Source organism: Myxococcus stipitatus DSM 14675 (assembly GCF_000331735.1).
In the GTDB taxonomy this organism is placed as follows: Bacteria; Myxococcota; Myxococcia; order Myxococcales; family Myxococcaceae; genus Myxococcus; species Myxococcus stipitatus.
In genome coordinates this window covers 7,661,521-7,683,705 of record NC_020126.1, presented here as the reverse complement: position 1 = coordinate 7,683,705, position 22,185 = coordinate 7,661,521, and the positions used below count along the sequence as shown (strand labels likewise).

At 66.8% G+C, this 22,185-nt stretch carries 15 protein-coding genes, 2 tRNA genes and 1 pseudogene; 4 read left to right on the top strand and 14 right to left on the bottom strand.

Annotated features, from left to right (window positions below; translation table 11 throughout):
* The first annotated feature begins 13 nt into the window (after nt 1–13).
* Complete coding sequence (locus MYSTI_RS29570; RefSeq protein ID WP_015351487.1) at nt 14–682, top strand: Vgb family protein; 669 nt, start codon at nt 14–16, stop codon at nt 680–682.
* A 69-nt stretch (nt 683–751) separates the two neighbouring features.
* Here the strand turns inward: MYSTI_RS29570 and MYSTI_RS29565 are convergent, their stop codons facing one another.
* Complete coding sequence (locus MYSTI_RS29565) at nt 752–1,531, bottom strand: fatty acid desaturase (protein ID WP_015351486.1); 780 nt, start codon at nt 1,529–1,531, stop codon at nt 752–754.
* 84 nt (nt 1,532–1,615) lie between these two features.
* Here MYSTI_RS29565 and MYSTI_RS29560 point away from each other — a divergent pair, with 84 nt between their 5' ends.
* Nucleotides 1,616–2,254 (top strand): TetR/AcrR family transcriptional regulator, encoded by a 639-nt coding sequence (locus tag MYSTI_RS29560; protein WP_015351485.1) that lies wholly within the window; start codon nt 1,616–1,618, stop codon nt 2,252–2,254.
* A 273-nt stretch (nt 2,255–2,527) separates the two neighbouring features.
* On the opposite strand, the pseudogene MYSTI_RS29555 reads toward MYSTI_RS29560, so the two are convergent.
* From MYSTI_RS29555 to MYSTI_RS29525, 7 genes and pseudogenes are all read right to left on the bottom strand, one after another.
* Nucleotides 2,528–3,695, bottom strand: a pseudogene (locus MYSTI_RS29555) (IS3 family transposase).
* A gap of 174 nt (nt 3,696–3,869) precedes the next feature.
* Complete coding sequence (locus MYSTI_RS45785) at nt 3,870–4,169, bottom strand: transposase (protein ID WP_420811527.1); 300 nt, start codon at nt 4,167–4,169, stop codon at nt 3,870–3,872.
* Between the two features lie 328 nt (nt 4,170–4,497).
* On the bottom strand, nt 4,498–5,325 hold the full coding sequence (locus tag MYSTI_RS29545) for a hypothetical protein (RefSeq protein ID WP_015351481.1): 828 nt from the start codon (nt 5,323–5,325) through the stop codon (nt 4,498–4,500).
* Nucleotides 5,326–5,361: 36 nt separating this feature from the next.
* Nucleotides 5,362–5,802 (bottom strand): very short patch repair endonuclease, encoded by a 441-nt coding sequence (locus MYSTI_RS29540; protein ID WP_063639812.1) that lies wholly within the window; start codon nt 5,800–5,802, stop codon nt 5,362–5,364.
* Between the two features lie 2 nt (nt 5,803–5,804).
* Nucleotides 5,805–6,992, bottom strand: a complete 1,188-nt coding sequence (locus MYSTI_RS41095) for an McrC family protein (protein ID WP_015351479.1) — start codon at nt 6,990–6,992, stop codon at nt 5,805–5,807.
* 8 nt (nt 6,993–7,000) lie between these two features.
* Nucleotides 7,001–8,407 carry an McrB family protein gene (locus tag MYSTI_RS41090; RefSeq protein ID WP_015351478.1) on the bottom strand — a complete coding sequence of 469 codons (1,407 nt, stop codon included), beginning with the start codon at nt 8,405–8,407 and terminating at the stop codon, nt 7,001–7,003.
* The gene (locus MYSTI_RS29525; RefSeq protein ID WP_015351477.1) at nt 8,373–9,638 is read right to left on the bottom strand and encodes a DNA cytosine methyltransferase; all 1,266 of its coding nucleotides are present in this window, start codon (nt 9,636–9,638) and stop codon (nt 8,373–8,375) included. Before MYSTI_RS29525 ends, MYSTI_RS41090 begins: the two co-directional genes overlap by 35 nt.
* Nucleotides 9,639–10,082: 444 nt before the next feature.
* Here MYSTI_RS29525 and MYSTI_RS45780 point away from each other — a divergent pair, with 444 nt between their 5' ends.
* Complete coding sequence (locus MYSTI_RS45780; protein WP_420811509.1) at nt 10,083–10,340, top strand: transposase; 258 nt, start codon at nt 10,083–10,085, stop codon at nt 10,338–10,340.
* Between the two features lie 707 nt (nt 10,341–11,047).
* Here MYSTI_RS45780 and MYSTI_RS29515 read toward each other — a convergent pair.
* From MYSTI_RS29515 to MYSTI_RS29490, 6 genes are all read right to left on the bottom strand, one after another.
* A tRNA-Asp gene (locus tag MYSTI_RS29515) sits at nt 11,048–11,124 on the bottom strand.
* Nucleotides 11,125–11,135: 11 nt separating this feature from the next.
* Nucleotides 11,136–11,207: transfer RNA gene (locus MYSTI_RS29510), tRNA-Val, on the bottom strand.
* 142 nt (nt 11,208–11,349) lie between these two features.
* On the bottom strand, nt 11,350–15,468 hold the full coding sequence (locus MYSTI_RS41085; protein WP_015351476.1) for an IPT/TIG domain-containing protein: 4,119 nt from the start codon (nt 15,466–15,468) through the stop codon (nt 11,350–11,352).
* A 6-nt stretch (nt 15,469–15,474) separates the two neighbouring features.
* Nucleotides 15,475–16,323: a sugar ABC transporter permease gene (locus MYSTI_RS29500; RefSeq protein WP_015351475.1), complete on the bottom strand. Its 849-nt coding sequence runs from the start codon at nt 16,321–16,323 to the stop codon at nt 15,475–15,477.
* Nucleotides 16,323–18,497, bottom strand: coding sequence for an extracellular solute-binding protein (locus MYSTI_RS29495; RefSeq protein ID WP_015351474.1), 2,175 nt, complete (start codon nt 18,495–18,497; stop codon nt 16,323–16,325). Before MYSTI_RS29495 ends, MYSTI_RS29500 begins: the two co-directional genes overlap by 1 nt.
* Nucleotides 18,494–19,582 carry an ABC transporter ATP-binding protein gene (locus MYSTI_RS29490; protein ID WP_015351473.1) on the bottom strand — a complete coding sequence of 363 codons (1,089 nt, stop codon included), beginning with the start codon at nt 19,580–19,582 and terminating at the stop codon, nt 18,494–18,496. The genes MYSTI_RS29495 and MYSTI_RS29490 overlap by 4 nt, the downstream gene beginning before the upstream one ends.
* 131 nt (nt 19,583–19,713) lie before the next feature.
* Here MYSTI_RS29490 and MYSTI_RS29485 point away from each other — a divergent pair, with 131 nt between their 5' ends.
* Complete coding sequence (locus MYSTI_RS29485; RefSeq protein WP_015351472.1) at nt 19,714–22,155, top strand: glycogen debranching protein; 2,442 nt, start codon at nt 19,714–19,716, stop codon at nt 22,153–22,155.
* The last annotated feature ends 30 nt before the right edge of the window (nt 22,156–22,185 follow it).

Sequence of the window (22,185 nt, the reverse complement as noted above, 5' to 3'; positions counted from 1 at the left end):
GACGAGCACGGACATGGACAAGACGCGGACCGAGGCGGAAGAGACGCAGCCAGCGGAGATTCTGCGCGAGTACGGGCCCTTCGATGCCGCCTCGCGCGTCCATGGCGTGACGTATGACGGCGCGAATGTCTGGTTCGCTGGAGGCGAGAAGCTCCAGTCCTTCGACCCGGAGAGTGGTGAGCCCGTGCGCGCCATCGACGTGCCCTGTGATGCGGGGACCGCTTTCGATGGCCGGTATCTCTTCCAACTCGGAGAGGGCCACATCCGGAAGATCGACCCCAAGACAGGGCAGGTGGTGAAGACCGTCCCTGCCCCTGGCGATGGCGGCGACTCGGGGCTCACCTGGGCCGAGGGGTTCTTGTGGCTCGGAAAGTTCCGGGGCCGGATGATTCATCAGCTCGACCCCGAGACGGGCGCGGTCCTGCGCACCCTCGAGTCCAACCGCTTCGTCACCGGCGTGACGTGGGTGGAGGGGGAGTTGTGGCACGGGACGATGGAAGGGGATTCGAGCGACATCCGGCGAATCGACCCGAACGACGGCCGCGTGCTCGTCCGGCTCACGCTGCCCGAGGGGCAGTCTGTCTCGGGGCTCGAGTCGGATGGCGGCGACCTCTTCTACGCGGGCGGAGGGGCGAGCCGCACGGTTCGCGCCGTGAAGAGGCCCCGGCGCTCACGCCGATGAGGCTGTGACTCCAGCCGGGCGCAGGCGAACAGAGGGTGCGTTCGCCGCGCCGGACTGGATGGGAAAGGCTCAGGCCTCGACGCGTGTCGCGTCCAGCGCCTCGGGCCTGGGGATGAGGTAGGCGCGGTCGATGGTCGCGAGCCCCAGCTTCTCCAGCGCGAGGCAGGCCACGAAGCCCAGGTCCACCTCGTAGCGGTGGTGCGAGAAGGACGCCGAGCCCGGATAGGCGTGGTGGTTGTTCTGGAAGCCCTCGCCCATGATGAGCCAGGCGGTCAGGTGGTTGTTGCGCGAGTTGTCTCGGGTGTCGAAGTTGCGCCCGCCCACGGCGTGTCCCAGCGCGTTGACGAGGCCGCCCTGCACCGGGTGGCTCATCATCCCCAGGAAGTACGCCGCGCCCAGCATCCAGCCCACGCTCAGCGCCAGCGCGAGCCCCACGCCCGCGTGCACCGCGTACGGCAGCCACCAGAGGTTCTTGCGGTTCAGGGCGTTGAGCGGGAAGTCGAGGTCCTTCGCGTACTTCGTGTACTCGGGCTGCTCGCGAATCAGGCCGACGATGACGCGCTTGTAGCTGCGCAGCTGCTCGGTGGCGATGCCCAGCAGCCCCACATTCACCGGGGAGTGGGGGTCCAGCGGGGTGTCGGAGTGCTCGTGGTGCAGCCGGTGCATCACCACCCATGCCTTGGGGTCCAGCCCGGTGAACCAGTTGCCTCCCACCACGAGCAGCCGGCGCAGCGTGGGGTGCAGCCGCACCGCCTTGTGCGCGAGCCCGCGGTGGTAACCCACTGTGATGACAAGGATGTTGAGCAGGTAGGCGCCCATGAAGACGAGGCCGCAGAGGATGAGATACACGGAGGTCTCCCGAAACCGGCGGGTAGCCTACTTGCCGGTAACTTACGATTCGGTAACCTACGATTGAGTAGCCTAGAGGTCAAGGTGGCCAAGAAACAGCGTTTGACGGGGCCGCAGCGGCGCGCCCAATTGCTGGAGGTGGGCCGAGAGCTCTTCGCGTCCCGAGGCTACGAGGCGACGGCCATCGAAGAGGTGGCGGCGCAGGCGGGGGTCTCCAAGCCCATCGTCTACGAGCACTTCGGGGCGAAGGAGGGGCTCTATGCGGCCATCGTGGAGCAGGAGATGGACTCGCTGGTGCAGCGCATGTCGGACGCCATCGCGCAGGGCAGTCCGCGCGAGCGCTTCGAGGGCGCGGTGCTGGCCTTCCTCTCCTATGCGAAGGAGGAGCCCGCGGGGTTCGCCGTCCTCACGCGCGACTCACCGACGTCGAGCGCCCGGCGTGGCCTCACTCGCGTCATCGACGACCTGGCGCAGCGAGTGGGGGACATCTTCCAGTCGGAGTTCAGCCGAGCGGGCTTCAACGCCAAGGTCGCCCCGGTGTACGCGAACGCGCTCGTCGGAATGGTGACGCAGGTGGGGGTGTGGTGGGCGGCGGAGGGGCGGCCCATCTCGCTGGAGCACGTGGCGAGGCACGTGGCGGCACTGGGCTGGATGGGGTTGAGGCACTTGCCCCGTGAGCCCGCCGCACTGGGGACGCGGACCAAGGGGAAGAGCAAGGGCTGAGGCGGGCGACGCCCCTTCGATTCAAGAGAGGGGCGGAGGCTGATGCCTCCTGCTTCGCTTGCTTCAAGGCGGCGGGTCGGAAACTGGGGAAGGGTGTCCCCGTCAGGATGCCCTCAGCCGGGCCCTCGCCTTCAGGTCAGCCCTCGAGAGTTTCGGAGGGCCCGATGGGCGGCACTGCTGCGCCACCTCGGGTCATCATTTGTCAAAGGGGCGAAGCTGCGGCGCCCGACCAGAAGGAGCCCTGAGCTTGCCCGGGTTCTGTGGACAGGTGGGTTAAGCAGCCAGTGGCACCTGCGAGGCGGTCTTCTCGAAGTCGGCGGGACTGACGTAGCCAAGTGAGGAGTGCCGCCGCTTGCGGTTGTAGAACACCTCGATGAACTCGAACAAGCCACCCTTCGCCGCCTCGCGCGTCGAGAAGTCCGCGTCGTGCACCAGCTCTGTCTTCAGCGTGGAGAAGAAGCTCTCCACCACGGCGTTGTCCCAGCAGTTGCCCTTGCGGCTCATGCTGAACCGGATGCCGCGGGCGGCCAGCGCTCGCTGGTAGTCCTCACTGGCGTATTGGCTGCCCCTATCCGAGTGGTGCAGCAGTCCCGCTGGGGGACAGCGACCTTTGAGCGCCATGTCGAGAGCCGAAAGCACCAGGTGCCGGTCGATGCAGCGGTCCATGGCCCAACCGATGACGCGCCGACTGAAGAGGTCCAGCACTACTGCCAGGTAGAGCCAGCCCTCCCGCGTGGGCACGTACGTGATGTCCGTCGCCCACGTCCGGTCGGGCCTTGGTGGATTGAAGTCGCGAGCCAGCACGTTGGGCGCTACCGGGAGGCTGTGCTTGGAGTCCGTGGTGTGCACGAACCGTCTGCGTCAACGAGCGCCGAGCCCTGCCTCGCGCATGAGCCGGGCCACGCGGTGCCGGCCCACGGGCAGCCCCTGGGCCTTCAGCTCGGCCTGGACGCGTGGGCTGCCATAGGTGCGGCGGCTGTCCTGATGCACCTGCTGGATTCGCTCCACCAGCGCCGCATTGGCCTTCGGCGTGCCGACGCTTCACGTCCCTCCCAGGCGTAGTAGCCCCCTCGGGACACCTCCAGCACACGGCACAGCATTGCCACCGGGTAGTTCGCCTTCTCCTCCTGGATGGCCGTGAATCTCACGTGCTCTCCTTGGCGAAGAAGGCCGCCGCGTTTTTGAGTATCTCCCGCTTCATCCGCAGCTGGCGCACCTCGCGGCGCAACTGAGCGAGTTCCTCCTTCTCACCCGTCGTCAGCGCCCCGGACGGCCCCTGGCCCGCGTCCGTTCGCGACTGCCTCATCCAAGCCTCCAGCGCGCTGCGAGTCAGGTCCAGGTCCTTGGCCACCTGCGCCCGGGACTTGCCCTCTTCCAGCACCATCTTCACAGCCCGGGCTTTGAACTCGGGCGTGTACTTCCTGCGCTCGCGTCTCGGCATCGTCATGGACATCCTTCGGTCACCTCATCTCCGGTGTCCACAAAACCCGGGGAGGCCCAGTCGGCGTCACAGCCCGTGTCAGCGATGAAGGCTTTGCCCTCGGCATGCACGAGAGGCTCCTCGGCCATCGTGGATTCGTGCTGCTGGCCCGGTGTCAGCGCGAGGTGGCGCGGCTTACCGCTCGTCGCAGTGATGGCGTGAGCCTTCGTTGAAAAACCTCCTCGAGAACGCCCCAGAGCAGTGCTTCGGAGCCCTCTTTCCCGCCCGCCGCATCCTGGTGCGCTCGGACAACCGATGCATCAGCCAGCGACCCGACTTCATCCACCTCGAGTCGGAACTCCTTGAAAATGGTCCCCAGCGCCCGGTTCGCGCCCAACGATGGAAGCGGTTGTAGACTGTCTCCCAGTTGCCGAATAGCTCCGGGAGGTCCCGCCACTGAGCCCCGGTCTTCACGCGCCACACCACCGCATTGATGAAGTCGCGGTCCCCCCCTCCTCGATTGAGGGCCAGTCCTGGAGCTCAAGGCTGGCTCGATGCGGCTCCACTCGGCATCGCTCCGTTCATGTCGGCGCATGACCTGGATTCAGCCGGCATGACATCGCCCCGCAACCCCACTTGCCGCGGAGTTCTTCAAATTGAACTTTGCTGACTGCCGCCCCGACCTTCTGTCCTGTTCGGAGATCAAGGATAGCCCCTAGGATTCCGCCCCCGAGTTCCCCCCGCCTCGGACAGCCACGGGGTCCTGCGGTGCTCTGCGTATTCCTGAAGAGGCGAGGAAGGCGCTGATGACCGATTCCCGCGGTTAGTTCGTGTTGTTATCTTTGTCGTCAGCCCACTCGGGTTCGGGATTGTTCCTGCTCGCTACGTCCTCGACAAGCGCGTCGGCAACTTGGGCCAGCGAGAGTGTCTCTTGGTGCGTCGGTCGCCGCTGGCGTGGGGGCGCTCGGGCGACATCGAAGAAGCGGACCTGTCCCGCTTCGGGGCCTTCATACTGGTAGAGCGCAATGAAGAAACGCTCGAAGCGCTCGTACCGTAGGTCATCCGGTCCCAGGCGGCCCGAGCGCTCCCTGAATGTCACCACTGCGTGTGCGAAGGAGGACTTGTCCCTCTCCCCATCATCACAAGAGGACATGGGCATGAACATGAGCCCAGCGAGCACGGCGTATGGCTGGCGACGATGGATGCGCGACGCCTCGGCCTGGAGTTCGTGGTCGTTGCGGCTCATGTTCTTCGTGTAGCGGCCGGCGCGCTTCTTCTTCTCGTCCCAGTCTTGGAAGGAGAGCGTCTTGATGGAGAGGTCTAGCAGGAGGCCATCGCGGCGGTGCCACACGGCGACGTCCACACGCTTGCTGCCACCCTCGCCACTCACAGAAGCCTCGTGCTCCTGCTCGTCAGCCGTAGGCGTGATGGTGTGCTGTCGTCCCCGGTACTTGGGGCGCAACCGGTCGGCCATCATCATCGCCAAGGCTCGGGAGAGGCGCTCCGCGTAGTTCTTCTTCGCCTCGCGGGGGGCGGACAGGACTGGCCGTGGCCCTGCTCGTTTCAGCGGTTCCAGGAGGAACCGCTCGTCTTCGCCGGTCGAGGTGTACTCGTGCAGTGCGGCATCAGAGGGAGACAGCTTCTTCGCCATTGACCGAATGTAGCCGAGAAAAGGATCCGGCCGAACTCAACTGCCTGGCAACCGGCCCCGGACGAGGAGGGCGACTCGTTCTGCCGCTTCCTCCATGGACTCGTGTTCCCACACACGTACCGGTAGCCAGCCGGCTTCGCGGAGGCTCTCGTCGGTGTGTCGGTCGCGCTCCTGGTTCCCAGCGAGCTTGGCCTGCCAGAAGTCCGCATTCGCCTTTGGCGTTGTTCCGTGAACGGGGCACATGTGCCAGAAGCACCCGTCCACGAAGACGGCCACACGCGCTCCTGCGAAGACCACGTCCGCCTTCCGTCGCGTCCCGATGACTGGGTGCCCCACGCGGAAGCGGAGGCCCCTGCGGTGCAGCGCCGAGCGCAATTCGAGCTCGGGCTTTGTGTCTCGCGTCTTCTGCTGTTTCATCCTCTTCTCCGTCTCCAGGGAAGAAGGAGCGGGTACCCCTTTTGGTCGGACACGCTTCATCGTCATGCGGCCGCTCTTCCCGCTGCGACGAGCTCTTCGAGCCGTGCGGCGAGTTGACGTGCCCGGTTCCTCAATTCGTCCGGCTCCCCGTCAGGGTCGAAGCGCACGACGTGGAGCGCGATGCCCGCGGCAGGAATGCGGTGGACGGACTCCTCGGTGTCCGCGTAGAGGAGGATGCCGGTTCGGAGTCCGAGCGCAGTGCAGTAGGCAAGTGCCTGGTAGAGGTCGGCATGCATCCCCTGGACGGAACTTTTGTATTTCGCGTCCAGCACGAGTCGCGGCTCCCCGCGTGCAGAGCTCCAGAGGATGTCCGGCTCCAGCTTCACTCGGCGGGCTTCGTCAAGGTACAGGTCGGGAGGGTGGCGCTCCCATCGCCCGCTCTCGGACAGCACCTCTCCCAGCGCGGTGAAAACGAAGCCCTCGTAGAGTTCCTCCATGTCCACGAGGAGGCCCGTGGCGCTGACGTCACCCTCACGAAGCTCGACGGACGAATTACGCAGCACCATGTCGGCGAGCGCCAGCGCCTCCGCGAAGTGCGCATAGCGTCGGTCCGGGGGCAGTACGGACAGCGTCCTCCCGTAGTGGATGAGTCGAATGCCCTCCATCCCCCGGACGAGCTCACGCAGGCGCTGCGCCAGGGCCATCTTCCCACCCGGCAATACCGCCAGGCGTACCGCTGCCGCAAGCAGGCGGCGGTTTGGCTCGGTGTCGATGGTCAGCTCGTCATAGGTACAGGGCAGGGGAGGCACGACCCCGAAGCGCCGGAGTACCAGTCCACCCACGTCGAGTCGGCCGCGCATGGCCGCCAGCTCCTCCTCCCGCGATACGTACCCTCGCACCAGCCCTCCCCGCAGCGCTCGCTCCAAGGCCTTCATGAAAAGGAGCTGCATCACCTCGGCGAGCTCTCCGGCCTCCCCGAGTATGGTGGTCTCGTCCAGGCGGATGGTGCCTCTCATGTACCCGAGGAGGTAGAGAACGCGCCGGACCGGCAGTTTGGGCTGGATGAGGAGACGGAATGTAGGCCCGACAAGCGTGCCAATTACCTGGCTCGCTTTGAGGTCGTACACGCCAGCCTTGCCGGAGGCGAGGATGCTGACTCCAGCACGGGCGCTCCTCAGAAAGCGGACTTCGTCCGCAGTGAGCGCCACGTCGGACGTTGTCCCGCGCTCCATGAGGTGGATGGTCCGCATCCCGGCACTCACTCCTCCCGAGACCGCTCGCGGGCCTCCTCGACCAGGCGGGGCAGTGCGAAGTCGTCGAGCCTCCGCCGGTTGGAGAAGAAGTGGTCCTCCAGGGCGGGAAGGATGTTGTGACGCCAGACACGGGCAAGGACGGCCTCGGAAAGGTCGCTCCTCATGAAGTGGCTCGGGCCGATGGCACTGTTACGGTCGTCCAGCTTCTCGTTCACTAGGTCGAGGAGGTCTGCAACCCACGCCATCTGCGGCACGCGGCGCGAGAGGAAGGTTCGCAGCATCCGGTCGACGGGCGGCTCTCCAGGGAAGAGCGAGATGAAGGCGAATCGCCTGCGCAGTGCCTGGTCGAGGAGGACAATGGAGCGGTCCGCCGTGTTCATCGCACCGAGGACGAGGAGGTTCTTGGGCAGCTTGAACGATTCGTCGGGCGAGTACATCAACGAGATGCTTTCCCCTCGATACTCGAGGAGGAAATACAGCTCCCCGAAGACCTTCGGCAGGTTGCCCCGGTTCATCTCGTCGAGGACGAGCACGACTGGCTCAGCAGGGTTCTGCTCTGCCTGCTCGACGAGCTTTCGGAGCGGCCCCGGCCTCTTGGTGAGCGAGATGCCGCCGGAGCCCGGCTGGGGACGATAGCCCTCGAAGAGGTCTTCGTACCCGTAGCTCGGGTGGAGTTGGACGAAGGCCCGGAGGTTGGGGCGGGGCTGGAGCGCCTCGGCAAGCCGGCGAGCAATGAAGGTCTTGCCGGTGCCAGGTGGACCGTAGAAGACGAGCGACTTCTTCTCCTCCAGGCTGGCGCGCACCTCATCCAGCCAAGCCGACGGGATGCCAAGCTCGTCCGCGAGCCAGGTCACGTCCGCAAGGCCGGGGTAGGTATTCTCGCCGACTCTTGGCAGCGGCAGTCCCTGGCGAGTCGCGGTTGTGTACTCGGTTGTCTCGCGGTCCGGGCCTGGGCCGCCGGTGACAGGCCGAGAGACTTCCAGGCTGGGGAAAAGGGCACGCAGCGGTTTCTCTAATGGGCCGCCCTCGGGCTCGACCAAGCCAACAACACTCCACTGCTGCTCATCGAGGGCGCCGACCAACACGAGGGCCCCCATGGAGTGTTCGGGGCCGGAGCCCACTTCGAGTTGGACGCGCTTGAAGCACGCTTCGAGTTCGTGCAGGCGCCCCAAAACGCCGATGGCGAGTCGCGGGCGCGCTAACTGGATGCCCGGCGTCGTGAGTCGAGGACCGACCTGCTTCCCACCGCTAATGAAGGTCGCCTTCATCAGGTCCTCGGGAACTCCGAGGACCTGTGAGAACCAACCCTTCAGCTCGTCGTACCGGGCCTCCGTCCGGGCGCTATGGTCCGGAACGGCGCGGAGGATGCGGTTGAGCTCAGCCAGTTCCTTGCTTGCGACGTTGCGGGTCACGCGGGAGTGCCTCCACCGCCAGCATACGCTGGAGGTGCGCTTCGACTGCCTGGAGAAAACCAGGCTCGAAGTGGAGACTGCTCTTCCGAGCGCGTGACAGGAAGCCGGCGGTGGCGCGGGCGGAGAGGGGGCTTGGCTCGTACTTGAGGAAGCGCCCGAGGCCGGGCCCCTTGATGGCTACCGGCCACTCGGAGAGCTGGCACCCTACGATCTTGCTCCTCTCGCCCCAGGCAGCCCGAGGCCACTTGAGGCCCTTCATCGGTATTTCGACGCTCGGGTCGTACGTTCCCGGCTCGCGCAGCCGCTTCCCCACCCACTCGGCGAGAGGAACGCTGACCGCGTTGCCAACGAGCTTCCAGCGGGGCCCGTTCTTCTTCTCGGGGGTGTCCGTCGAGGGCGCCGTCCAGTTGTCCGGGAAGCCCTGCATCCGTTCCGCATCCCGGATGTCGGGGGTGACGATGCAGCCGTCGGGGAGCCAAATGCCCGGGGATGAGGGGATGCCAAGAGCGGAGCCGCCCTTGAGAGTAGGGACTGCGTCGACCGCCCAGCCGAGGCCTTTCAATCCTTCGGTCCAGTAGAAGCCGTACGCCGTCGTCGACGTCTCGCGCTGCTTTGGCTCGCCAGCATCTTCCCCGAGTAGAACCGGGCGCGGATCCTCGGTCCTCGATGCCAGCAGGAGAACCCGTTGGCGGCGCTGCGGAAGCCCGAAGGCACGGGAGTCCACTACGCGGTAGGCCCAGCGGAACCCCAGTTCCTCCAGCGACTTGGTGAGGAAACGCATCGCGCTCCCTCCGTCGATGGAGAGCATGAAGGACACGTTCTCCAGGAGGAGCCATTGTGGCTTCGAATCACGCAGGAGTCTGAAGACCTCGCCGACCAGCCCCGAGCGCGCACCCGTGATGCCCGCCGTCCGTCCTGCCTGACTGAGGTCCTGGCACGGGAATCCTGCGACGACCAAGTCGATGGAAGGGAGCGCCTTCACCTCTCGCACGTCCCGCTCCAGCTGGACCTCGGGGAAGTGCGCCTTGAGAACGCGCACGGCTGGCTCGTCAATTTCGCAGAGCATCCGGGTGTGGTGACCCGCCATGCGGAGCCCTCGCTCCAACCCGCCAATGCCGGCGAACAGGCCCGCAATGGAGAGTCGCTCGCCCTTGAAGGGCAGTTCCAGGACAGGACTAGCCTCCACAGGGGGCTTCGCGGGTTCTTTTCGCTCTGCTGTCCGGCGCGCCATCGTCCTCGTCCTCAAGTCCGCCACACCGCCTGGAGGGCGACAGCGCGGCAAGTTACCCAAAGGGTCTGACGAAGCAACTTCGGGACGCCTCGGGGTCGCTCTCATGATGGGTACCACCTGGGAGATACCCGCACAACCAGCGAGCAGGTACTCATGCTTGCCTGCCTGGACGCTGCCCGAGACGATTAACACTGGAGCGTGAGGACTTAAGAGCCCGGACCTCCTCGCTCCAGTGCGACCCCTGCACCCGGAGGGTTCCCCTGGGTGTTCGCCGGAAGCCGAGGGCCAATCTCATTCGCTCTTCCTTGGGGTGTACGGAGCCAGGGCCTCAATGGAGTTTCCCCCGTCAAATCGGACACAGTCAGAGAGGTGACGTTGCGCGTCGGTGCTCGACAGGGGACCGCATCTTCAAAGCCTTGTGGGGCTGTCCGGCGTTGAGAAGGCATGATCTGGGGAGAATTCACCGACGGGCAATGGGAGAGACTGGTCTGCCTGCCGCCGCCTCCGCGGCCAGCCATGGGACGCCCGCATGAAGACCATCGGCTGGTGCCGGACGGTATCTGCTGGGTGCTGCGTACCGGAGTGTCATGGGGGAGGTCTCTCGAGAGCGATTCGGGAGCTGGAAGACGCTCAGCAGCCGCTTCTGTCGGTGGTAGGCGGCTGGGCGCGAATCCTGCGCCAGTTGCAGGCTTAGGCGAATGAGGACGGGCGGCTGGACTGGACGCTGTATTCGTACGTAGACGCAGGGTGGTGTGAGCGCACCAGCACGCGGCGAGTGCGCGGGGGGCGCCGAGAAAGGGGGGAACCGAAGCGCTCGGGAGCAGCCAGGGGGGCTTCTCGACCAAGCTCCACAGCATGAGACGCAAGATTTCCCGGCGCTAATGGCTGGAGGAGGCGTCCCTCGTGCCCATACACCAGGGGCATCGCGTCTCGACTGCCAAGTGCCCTCGTCGAAGAAAGGGACTACAGCTACAACGGCCTGCAGGCCTGATGTCGCGAGTGCCGGGTGCAGGCCGTCATTCCCACTCGCCCGGACCAGTCGCTCCTTCGCACCTTTCTCCATGCGGCCTGTTGCAAGCGCTGCTGGGTGAAGTACCTCTTCAATCAACTGACTCAGAGTCGGAGGTTTGAGCCGCGCTACGACAAGGGCGCCGCCAACTACCTGGCGATGGTCCTCATCGCCTCTACCCTTCTCTGGCATCAATCTGCGGGCACGCTCTAGCAGCCCAGGGTGCCCCGACGAAGGCGATCCAGGAGTTGGCGGGGCACGAGTCTCTCACCCCCGTCCGGCGCTACATGCACTTCCTAGGGACGCCTGCGACAGCTCGGAGGAGATGATGAGGCCCAAAGGCGAAGAGCCCAGAAAAGAAAAAACCCCCGTAAGTCCGGAGACTTACGGGGGCTTCTCTTGGCGAGGAGTACGGGACTTGAACCCGTGGCCTCCGGCGTGACAGGCCGGCGTTCTAACCAACTGAACTAACTCCCCACAACAAATCTTGGGCGGAACAGGGATTGAACCTGTGACCCTCGCCTTGTAAGGGCGACGCTCTGCCGCTGAGCTATCCGCCCGGAGGCGTGTTCCGCGCTGCGATGGGGGGGCTTTTATAAGTGCATCCCTCCACTGTCAAGCACCTGTTTCGAACCGCTAGATCATTCGGTCAACGCGCGCGCGGACCGTGAAAATGCCCGCGCGCACGGTGACTTAGAGGGCCTAGGGAGGGGCTGCCCCGATGGTTCCGAGGTCCTCTCCCTGGAAGCCGTTGCTGCTTCCTCCTCGGTCGTTCCGGTCGCCGTAGCAGTAGGGGCCACCATTCAACGAGTACCGGTACACGTAGGAGGCCCCCGCGGGGGCGAGCGCGGGGAGGGTCACGGCGTACTCGTCGTTATTCCCGCTGTCGGAGTTGAACCCCGCGGCGATCCACGTCCACCCCGAGACCCCCGGGTCCTGCTGGGCGTTGCCGAATCCGAGCTCGGCCACGATGCCCGCGCCTGGGCCCCCGCCAGGGGTGACCCCGCCTTCGTTCACCTGCCCATAGATGGTCGTTCCGCCCGTCGCGGTGAAGGGCCACTGCACGTTGCAGTAGTCGATGTCCTGGTGCTGGCTGACGGTGACCGCGAGCTGCTGGTCCTGCGTGTAGCCGCCCACTGCACTGCCGTCCCGGTCGCAATACTTCCAGTTCGTACCATCCGAGCCGTAGCGCAGACTCGCGGCACGGCTGCCTTGGTAGGCGGGATGAAGGGTGGTCGTGAACTCCCCGGTGCCGGGTGCTTCCGGGACTCCGCCCGAGTACGGAGTGGCCTTCCAGGTGAAGTCGCCAGGCGCCTCCGAGGCATTCCTGTCCGCGTTGCCCAGGCCCACCTGGACCTGAAGCCCCTCGGCGGCTCCTGCTCCGGTCGTGAGTCCCGGCGCGTGGATGTGGCCTGTCACCGTGACTGCGCCACCACTGCCCACTGAAATCGGACCCGTGGTCATGAGCTGGCAGGACTCGGAGGCGTAGTCCCGCACCACCAGGGTTCCCGCCTGGGCGATGTCGAAGGTGTCCCCGCCCTCCGTGGTTCCATGCGCGTCGCAGTACACGAAGGGCCCCGCTCCCAGCCTCACGCGGTAGGCGAAGCGGTAGAGCCCCGCCGTCGCCCGGTTGGGGAGCGTCGCCCGGTACTCGTCATCCTGCCCGGCGCCCGTGTCCGCACCATGAGTCGCGGAGACCCACTCCCAGCTGGCGTCCCCGGGACCCATCCCTGCCGGTCCGACACCCAGCTCGGCGACGATGTCCGCTCCGGCGCCATCGCCCGGCGTCACTCCGGCTTCGTGGACCTGGACCGCGATGACCCTCGAGGCCTGGGCTCCCAACCCGTACGTCTCACGCGGCGGTGGACCCGCGACCTCTCCCCCGAGCCTGCACCTGTCCACTCGAGGAGGGACGACCTCCACCACCGACAACGTGGCGGCCTGCGCCGTCTGGTACCCATTGGCGCTCCCGTCCCGGTCGCAGTACGCCCACGCACCGGTCTGATATCGGAAGCGCACCGCCACCGCATACGTGCCCTCCGTTGCAGGAGCCGTCAGCGCCGTTTCATAGGCATCCTGCGCGCCGCCCTCCGTCTCGACCGCGAAGCTGGCCGCGGTCCACGACCAGCCCGACGCCGTGGCCGGGTTCGAGTCCGCAGGCCCATGGCCCACCTCCGCGGTGATGCCCGCGCCCGCCGCTCCACTGATGGCATCCGTCACCGTCGTCACCAGCACCTGTCCACGCACCACCGGCGTGGTGCCTCCCGGTGTCGCGTTGAGCGTCGCGGGCCCCACGAGCTGGCACGCGTCCACCGCGACGGGCCTCACCTCCAGCCCTCCCGCCTGCTCCAACGTGAAGCCGTTGGTGCCCAGTCCATCCGCGTCGCAGTACCGGTAGTTCCCCCCGTTCACGTTGAAGCGGAACGCGAACTTGTAGCGACCCGTCGTGCCCGGGTTGGGCAGCGGCGCCATCCACTCGTCATTGCTCTGGTTGTCGCCAGACTCGCGGTTGAAGCTCGCGCCCGTGGACGTCCAGTGCCAGCTCGCTGACTCCGGCGCATCGGTCTCGGGGCCGTAGCCCACCTGACCCTGAATCCCCGTGCCCGCGCCCGCTCCCGGCGTGACGCCCTGCATGTAGACCTGGGCGTAGACGGTCTTCGCCGCCTGCCCCACGCGGTACACCTCGCTCGGCGGGGGCTCGGTGGCCTCACCGCCGAGCTTGCACCAGCCGATGGTGACGTCTTGCGGTGCGACCACATTGACGGTGCCCATCATCGCCGGGTCGAAGGTCAGCGTTCCGCCGTTGTTCCCATTCGAGTCGCACAGCATCCACGCGCCGTCGTTCACCTTGAACCGGTACACGAAGCGGTAGCTGCCCACCGCACCCGGATTGGGCAGCGTCGTCTCGAACTGGTCGTTGTTGCCGGACTCATCCAGGTACGTCGCCGAGGTCGACCAGTTCCACTGCGCCGACGTGGCCGGGTCCTCACCCACGGGCCCCCAGCCGAGCTGTCCCTCCACTCCCGCGCCAACACCCTGGCTGTCCGTCACACCCTGCACGAACACTTGCGCGAGGACCGGGTGGTTGGGCACCGCCCCCGTCGCGTAGTCCACCGTCTCCGGGGTGCTGACGTTCGACGGCCCCATCTTGCAGTAGCCGATGACCTTGGGCACCACCACCGTGCCGGACACGGACAGCTCGCCCAACTGGTCCAGCTCGAACGCCTGTCCTCCATCGTCCGTGCCATTCCCATCGCAGACGCGCACAGGCCCGCCGTTGGCGCTGAAGCGGACCGCGTAGCGGAAGCTGCCGTTCTGCCCAGGGTTGGGGAGCACGGCCTTCCACTCGTCGTTGACCGTGAAGTTGTCCTTGTTGAAGACGAGCGGCGTGCCCCAGTTCCACACCGGCGAGTCGCGAGGGTCCTCATTCGCCGGCCCCCAGCCGAGCTGACCCGACAACCCAGGCCCCGCGCCGACCTTGTCCGTCACGCCCGTCATGTTGACCTGGGCATAGACAGTCTTCAGCCCCGCCGTCTGCGTCGTCTGGTAGGCGATGACCTCGGGCGCCTTCTGGTCCTCGCCAATCTTGCACCAGCCGACGGGCGGCTTCGGCGCCTCGTTGCCCACCGTGAGCGTGCCCAGCTTCGTCGTGCTGAACGTCAGCGGGCCCTCGGTGCTGTCGTTGACACCGTCCGCGTCACACACGCGCCACGCGTTCGCGCTGATGCTGAAGCGGAAGGCGAGCTTGTACGTGCCCACCGTGCCCGGGTTGGGCAGCTCCGCCTCCCACTCGTCGTTGTTGCCGTGCTCGGCCTTGTAGACCGCGGGCACCCACGTCCAGTCCTTCGACTCCCGAGGGTCCGTCCCCTCCGGCCCGATGCCCAACTGCGCCACCACCCCCGAGCCCGCCCCCGCGCCTTGCGTGATGCCCGCCGCGAAGACCTGCCCCAGCACCTTGTGCAGCGTCGAGTCCGTGGGGCGGTAGAACACCTCGGGGTTGGCGCCGCTCCCATCGGGCCCCAGCTTGCAGTAGTCCACGCGAGGCCGAGAGATGAACACCCGGCGCAGCATGTTCGCCGCCACGCCGTTGGCCATGCCGTCGCCATCCGCCATCACCCAGGTCTTCCCTCCGTCGATGGAGAAGCGCAGGGTGATGACCCACTCCCGACTCTCGCCTCCGATGGCGGGCTGCAACAGCACGTTGCCCTTGTAGATATCCGCTTCGCCGCTGTCGGAGTCGCCCTCGTACGTGGCCTCTTCCCACGTGTAGCTCTCCGGCTTGAGCAGCTCCGCGTCCGCGGGAGCAAAGCCCACCTGCGCGCGCACGCCGCCGCCCTGGCCCACGCCTCGCGTCAGGCCCGCGACGGTGATGGCGCCTCGCACGAGCACACCCACCGGTGGCCCGCCGCTGATGGCCTCCGTGTTGCTGTTGAGGACCTCGGCCTGGCTGATGGACGCGGTCGGCGGTCCCTCGTAGGTGAAGCCCCCGACCAGCACGCCGAAGCTGCTGTCCGGATTCACCACGCGGACGTCCACCTTCGCGGTGCTCGACGTGGGCGAGTAGCCGTAGATGCGGAAGGCGTTGACCACGACGGTGCGCAGCGCTTCCTGGTTGCCCAGGTAGAGCTTCGCGCCCGGCTCGAACCCCGAGCCGTAGACGTTGATGAGCGTGTTCCCGGCGATGGGCCCCCCCGTGGGCGTGACTTCGCGAACGGTGGGCGGAGTGGGCGAGGGTGGCGGATGTCCCTTCGGGGAATCACCACAGGCCAGCGCGAGCAACGGCAGGACGAGAAGGATGAAACGCGAACACCGCGACGACATCGGCCATCACCCCTTGACTCCGCCAGCGGTGAGACCGCCGACGAGGTGTTTCTGGAGAGCGAAGAACAGCGCCATGACCGGCGCGGAGACCACCAACGCGCAGGCGGCGAACTTTCCCCACTCCACCTTGTACTCGCCCACGTACCGCTGGAGGGCGACGGGCAGGGTGAAGCGGGTCGGGTCATTGATGAGCGTGGCGGCGAGCACGAACTCGTTCCACGCGGTCATGAAGGAGAACAGCGCCGTCACGGCCAGCGCGGGGCGGGCCAGTGGCAGCACGACATGGATGAACACCTGGAACGGCGAGGCCCCGTCCATCACCGCCGCCTCCTCCAGCTCACGCGGCAGCGTGTCGAAGTAGCCCTTCAACATCCAGATGCAGAAGGGCAGCGAGGTGGTGGCGTAGACCAGCACCAGCCCCGTGAGGCTGTCGAGCAGCCCCAGCTTCTGGAGGATGCCGTAGATGGGCACCAGCATCAGCGTCGCCGGGAACATCTGCGTGATGAGCAGGGCCTGCATCCCGCCTTCCTTCCCGGGGAAGCGGAAGCGCGACAGCGCATAGGCCGCCGTCACCGCGAGGCCCAAGCCCACCACCGTGGTGGCGCCGCCCACGATGAGGCTCGCCATCAGCTGTCGCCCGAACACCCAGCGCCCCTGCGCGTCCGAGCTCCAGAGCACCTCGCGGAAGTGGTCGAACGTGACGGCGTCGGGGAAGGGATTGGCCGTGAGCGACATGCCGTCCACGGGCGACAGCGCCATCTTCACCACCCACAGCACGGGGTAGAGCGTCACCATGCACATCACGCTCAGCCCCGCGTGGATGCCCGCCATCTTCAGCCAGGAGGGCTTCTTCATCACGCGGACTCCTCGGTGCGCAGCAGGCGCTTGGTGAAGGCGGACCACCCCAGCAGCACCAGGAAGATGAGGACCGAGTACGCCGCCGCGAAGCCGTACTGCTCGTTGCGCTGGAAGGCCCAGCGGAATGCCTCGGACACCAGGATGTCCGTGCCGCCGCCCGGCTCTCCGCCCGACACGAGGTAGATGATGTTGAACATGTTGAACGTCCACACGCTGCCCAGGACCACCGCGGGCAGCATGGCGGGCTTCAAGAGGGGCAGGGTGATGCGCCGGAACTGCGTCCAGCGGCTGGCGCCATCCACCTCCGCGGCCTCATAGAGCTCCTGCGGAATGGACTGGAGCGCCCCCAGCGCCACCACCATCATGAAGGGGAAGCCCAGCCACGTGTTGGTGGCGACGTTGGCCGCGAAGGCCGTGGAGAAGCGGGTGAACCAGCTCACGGGCTCCAAGCCCAGCAACGTGAGCAGGCCGTTGATGGCGCCGAACTGCCGGTGGAACATGCCCTTCCACATCAGCGCGGTGATGTAGTTGGGCACCGCCCACGGGATGATGAGCAGCACGCGGTACATGCCGCGCAGCTTCAGCAGCGGGTCCCTCAAGAGCAGCGCCAGCCCCAGGCCGATGCACACGTGGAGCACCACGTTCACCACCGCCCAGAGGAGCGTCACCGCCAGCGTGAAGTAGAACGAGAGCGGCTCGCTGATGCTGTAGCCCCGGCTCGCCAGGATGTCGACGAAGTTGGCCAGCCCCACGAAGGTGTACTGCCCCGCGTCGTGGTGGAACAGCGACAGGCTCAGGCCCACCGCGAACGGAATGAACACCAACACCAGCACCCCCGCGGCGGCTGGCGCCACGTAGGTCGCCGCTCGAGCGAGGTCCGGATAGCGCTGGCGCAGGGACTGTCCTCCCGCGGGTCGCCGCAGCACATACGCCGTGCCGCCCAGCGCCATGGCGCCCACGAACCCCAGCCACGGAACGGGGTTCGCGTCGTTGGGCCGCTCGCGGTGCAGCGCGCGATAGCGGCGGTCCGCCAGCGCACCCGCGTCCTCGGGCTTCACGCCTCCCTGGAGCACCGCGCGCAAGGCCAGCTTCATGGGCTCCCACACGCGGGCCATCTCCAGCGTGTTGGGCATGGGCGTCGCATCTCGCGCGGCCTCGCGGAAGGAGGAGATGAGCGTGTCGTCCTTCACCTCCTGCGTCTCATAGGCCGCCACGTCCGCGGGAATCTGCCGGCCCACCGTGGTGCGCACCCGGGACGCCTCGCCCACGGACAGGAAGCGCGCCAGCGCATGGGCTTGCGCGGCCTGCTCCGAGCGCGCCGAGACGAACGCTGCCTCCACGCCCAGGAACGGCTTCATGGGCGTGCCCGTCTCGCTCACCGTGGGCAGCGCCACCACGCGGTAGCGCACGGTGGGCGCAATCTCCCCCGCGAACCACGGGCCGCTGATGAGCATCGCCGCGCGGCCGTCGTTGAAGAGGGTCTTCACCAGCGCCCCGGACACTTCTTGCGGCATCCACCGCTCGTCTTGGAGCCGCTTCACGAAGGCCAGCGAGCGCGCCATCCCCGGCGTGTCGAAGCGGGCCCGGCCCGTGGCATCGAAGAGGGGGCCGTCGAAGCCGAAGAGGAAGGGGGCATGGAAGTAGAAGTCTCCGCTCTCGTACACCAGCCCGAATCGGCCCTCGGCCGCGTTGGACAGCGAGGGCAGCAGCGCCAGCAATTCCCGCGTCGAAGCCGGAGGGCGAGGCACCAGGTCCGTGTTGACGTAGAGCGCGAGCGACTTGAGCGAGAGGGGATAGCCATACACCTGGCCCTCCACCTCCAGCGCCTCCACCGTGTTCGCGAAGTAGTCCGCCCGGACGAAGTCCTTCGCGGTGGCGGCGACCAGGTTCTGCGCGTGGAAGTTGCGCAGCCGCTCGTGGTTGAAGATGAAGACATCCGGACCCGCGCCGTGCGGAATCGCGTTGGTCAGCTTGTGCGCGTAGGCGTCATACGGCAGGCCCAGCAGGTCCACCTTCACGCCCGTCGTCTCGGTGAAGCGCGCGGTCGCCTGGAGGAGCGCGGTCTCCTCGCCGCCGCGGTAGGCATGCCACAGCTTGAGCGGCGCGGGCGCGTCGGCCGCATGGGCACTCCACGCCACCGCCAGCAGCAGCAGGGCGGCCCATCTCTTCAAGACGCCACCTCCAGCGACGCTTGCTCCGTGGGATGGCGAAGGGCTCGGGCCCCATCCTCGGTGAAGAGGTGCAGCGCGTCCGCGACGGGGGACAGCGTCACGCGGTCACCCACGGACACCTGGGTGCCCTTGTCGAAGCGCGCGGCCACTGGCCCCGCCTCCGTGGTGACGAAGGCATACCCGTCGAACCCCAGCCGCTCCACCGCGTCCACCGTGCCCGACAAGGGGCCCAGGGGCGCCACTCGCAGGTCCTGCGGCCTCAGCCCCACCAGCACCCGGCTCGTCTCCGGCGAGAGGTCCGGCGGACACAGCAGCGTGAAGCCCTTGCCGACGAGGTTCGCTCCGTCGCGCCGGGCCTCCAGGAAGTTCATCGACGGCGAGCCCAGGAATCCCGCGACGAACCGGTTGGCCGGCCGGTGGTAGAGCTCCAGCGGTGGCCCCACCTGTTGCAGCACGCCCCCGTTGAAGACAGCCACGCGGGTGGCCAGCGTCATGGCCTCCACCTGGTCGTGGGTGACGTAGATCATCGTCGCGCCCAGCCGACGATGCAGCCGCGCCAGCTCTCCGCGCATCTGCACCCGCAGCGCCGTGTCCAGGTTGGAGAGGGGCTCGTCGAAGAGGAACACCTTCGGACGCCGGACGATGGCCCGCCCCATGGCCACACGCTGGCGTTGCCCTCCCGACAGGGCCTTGGGCTTTCGCTCCAGGAGGTGGCTCAGCTCCAGCATCCCCGCGACCTCCTCCACCCGCGAGGCAATCTCCGCCGAGGGCAGCTTCCGCAGCGACAGGCCAAACGCCAGGTTCTCCCGCACCGTCATGTGCGGGTAGAGCGCGTAGGATTGGAACACCATCGCCACGTCGCGGTCCCTGGGAGGCACGTCATTGACGCGCGTCTCTCCAATCCGCACCTCGCCCGCGTCCACCTGCTCCAGCCCCGCGATGAGTCGCAGGAGGGTCGTCTTCCCGCAGCCCGAAGGGCCGACCATGACGAGGAACTCGCCTTGCTTCACATGAAGGTCCACGCCCTTCACGATGAGGTTCGCGCCAAACGACTTCTTGATTCCGTTCAGGATGACGTCGGCCAAGACGTGCTCGAAAATTGAGGGGAGAACGGTCGCGCACCATACCCGGAGCCTCGGGCTTTGCCCAAACCTCCCAGGGAGGGCGCGGTGCGTTAGTGTCGTGTATGACTCGCCATGCTAAGGAAGCCCGCATCATGAGCACTCCCCGCTGGCTCCTCCCGAGGGGCGCGACCCTGGTCGCTCTGCTGACCGTCACCGGCTGCGGCGAGAGCGATTACGTCCGGCTCTATCACAGCGAGGCTCGCGCCCCGAGCTACTCCGTCCACGACGTGGAGTCGATGCGGCACATGGGGGCGACCTTCTCCGACCAGGGGGTCAACTTCTCCCTCTACTCGGAGAACGCCACGCGGTTGGAGTTGTTGCTCTTCGATGACCCCGAGCAGAACCGGCCCTCGCGGACGTATGAGCTGACTCGCTACGGAGACGTGTGGAATGTCTACGTGGAAGGCGTGGGATTGGGGCAGCACTACGGCTTTCGCGCCTGGGGGCCCAACTGGGAGTTCGACCCGGCCTGGTTCCCCGGCGCCATCCAGGGCTTCCGCGCCGACGTGGATGCGGATGGCAACCGTTTCAATCCGAACAAGCTCCTGACGGACCCGTACTCCAAGGCCCTGCACCGGGACCACGACTGGAGCAAGGGCAGCACCGCCAGCGGCCCCGCCCGCACGGAGGTGACGTACGCGGCCTCCGCGAAGAGCGTCATCGTCGAAAGCCAATACGTCTGGGGCGAGGCGGAGCGACGCTGGCGAGACAACCGGCAGGATGAGCAGTGGGCGGGCCACCGGTGGCAGGACCTCGTCGTCTACGAGGTCCACGCCAAGGGCTTCACCGCGGACGGCGCCAGCGGCGTGCGCTTCCCGGGCACCTACCGGGGGATGGGCGAGAAGGCCGACTACTTCGCCGACCTGGGCATCACCGCCGTGGAGCTGTTGCCCATCCACGAGAAGCCGCTGGATGGGGGGTACTGGGGTTACCAGACCATCAACTTCTTCGCGCCCGAGCTGTCCTACGCGGCCCACCGTCAGCCGCACCAGGTCATCGACGAGTTCAAGTGGATGGTGGAGGAGCTGCACAAGCGCGACATCGAGGTCATCGTCGACGTCGTCTACAACCACACCGGTGAAGGCGGGCTGTGGCGCGAGAAGCTCGAGTCGGATGACGTGCAGCCGGGTGAGCCGCTGGACTCCCTGGACCCGGCCGAGGTCGCCGGCCTGTATTCCTTCCGAGGCATCGACAATCAGGCCTACTACGGGCTGAACGGCGACCGGCGCACGTACTGGAACAACACGGGCGTGGGCAACCAGACGCGGCCCAACCACCGGCCCATGCGCAAGCTCATCATCGACAGCCTGCGCTTCTACGTCGAAGAGCTGCACGTGGATGGCTTCCGCTTCGACCTGGCGCCCATCCTGGGAGAGCGGGACCAGGACTACAACCGCTGGGACGACCCCCGGAACACCGTGCTCCAGGAGATTGTCGATGACCCGGTGCTCCAGCGCTACAACACGCGCATCATCGCGGAGCCCTGGAGCGCGGGCGGCTGGTATTGCATGCCCATGGGGGAGTTCCCCAACTCGCTCAACCAGCCGGGCCACGGCTGGTACGAGTGGAATGGCCGCTTCCGCGACTGGTGGCGCTCGTTCATCAACAAGGACGACTGGAAGCTCAACTCGAACGAGGGCTCGCTGTGTGGCAGGCCCGGCTCGGCCGACGGCCCGTTCCTGATGTACGGCAGCAAGGAGTGGTACGAGCGCAACGGCCGCCGTCCCTACCACTCGATGAACTTCATCACCGTGCACGACGGGTTCACGATGTACGACCTGTTCGCGTACGACGTGAAGCAGAACAAGTGCGGCCCCCTCAACCCGGTGTGCTGCGACAACCCCAACAGCCCCTTCTGCGACAAGGAGAGCGGCGAGAACCACAACCGCTCCCGCAACTGGGGCGCGCTGGGCGACGCGCGCGGGGAGAGCCTGCGCCGGCAGATGATGCGCAACGCCTTCATGGCGATGATGGTGAGCCACGGCACCCCGATGATTCTGGGCGGCGACGAGTGGATGCGCACGCAGCTGGGCAACAACAACGCCTACTCGACCCGCGCGGACAACCCCTTCAACTGGTACCAGTGGGGGACCTACCTGGCTCGCGACGAGCGTCATCGGATGTATGAGTTCGTCAAGGCCGCCATCCGCCTGCGCAAGGAGAACCGCCACGCCTTCGCCCCGGCCAGCTACGGGAAGGGCGCGCCGCTGGTGTGGAAGAGTGCTCGGAACACGGAGCCGGCGGACTGGGACAGCAAGCAGTTGATGATGCACTACCCAGACAGGTCCTTCGGGCCGGAGCTGGTGGTGCTCATCAACATGGAGCCTCGCGCGGTGGAGTTCAGCCTGCCGCCCGGGCGCACCTGGAAGCGCCTCATCGACACCCAGGCGTATTTCGACAGCCCCGAGTACCTCTCCGCCGCGGGCTTGGACTCGCGCGTCACGGGCAATGCGTGGCTGGAGTCTCCCGCGCCGGTGCCCGGGTCGACCTATGGGGTTCCGGAGCGCACCATCGTCGTACTTCGCGCGGAGTAGGGGCAGGCAGGCTGAGTGCGCTATAAGCGG

Coding starts and splice junctions, on each gene's coding strand:
- MYSTI_RS45780 (WP_420811509.1), top strand. CDS start 10,083: ATGATCTGGGGAGAATTCACCGACGGGCAATGGGAGAGACTGGTCTGC.
- MYSTI_RS29485 (WP_015351472.1), top strand. CDS start 19,714: ATGAGCACTCCCCGCTGGCTCCTCCCGAGGGGCGCGACCCTGGTCGCT.
- MYSTI_RS29545 (WP_015351481.1), bottom strand. CDS start 5,325: ATGGCGAAGAAGCTGTCTCCCTCTGATGCCGCACTGCACGAGTACACC.
- MYSTI_RS29570 (WP_015351487.1), top strand. CDS start 14: ATGGACAAGACGCGGACCGAGGCGGAAGAGACGCAGCCAGCGGAGATT.
- MYSTI_RS29540 (WP_063639812.1), bottom strand. CDS start 5,802: ATGAAGCGTGTCCGACCAAAAGGGGTACCCGCTCCTTCTTCCCTGGAG.
- MYSTI_RS41095 (WP_015351479.1), bottom strand. CDS start 6,992: ATGCGGACCATCCACCTCATGGAGCGCGGGACAACGTCCGACGTGGCG.
- MYSTI_RS41085 (WP_015351476.1), bottom strand. CDS start 15,468: ATGTCGTCGCGGTGTTCGCGTTTCATCCTTCTCGTCCTGCCGTTGCTC.
- MYSTI_RS29500 (WP_015351475.1), bottom strand. CDS start 16,323: ATGAAGAAGCCCTCCTGGCTGAAGATGGCGGGCATCCACGCGGGGCTG.
- MYSTI_RS29525 (WP_015351477.1), bottom strand. CDS start 9,638: ATGGCGCGCCGGACAGCAGAGCGAAAAGAACCCGCGAAGCCCCCTGTG.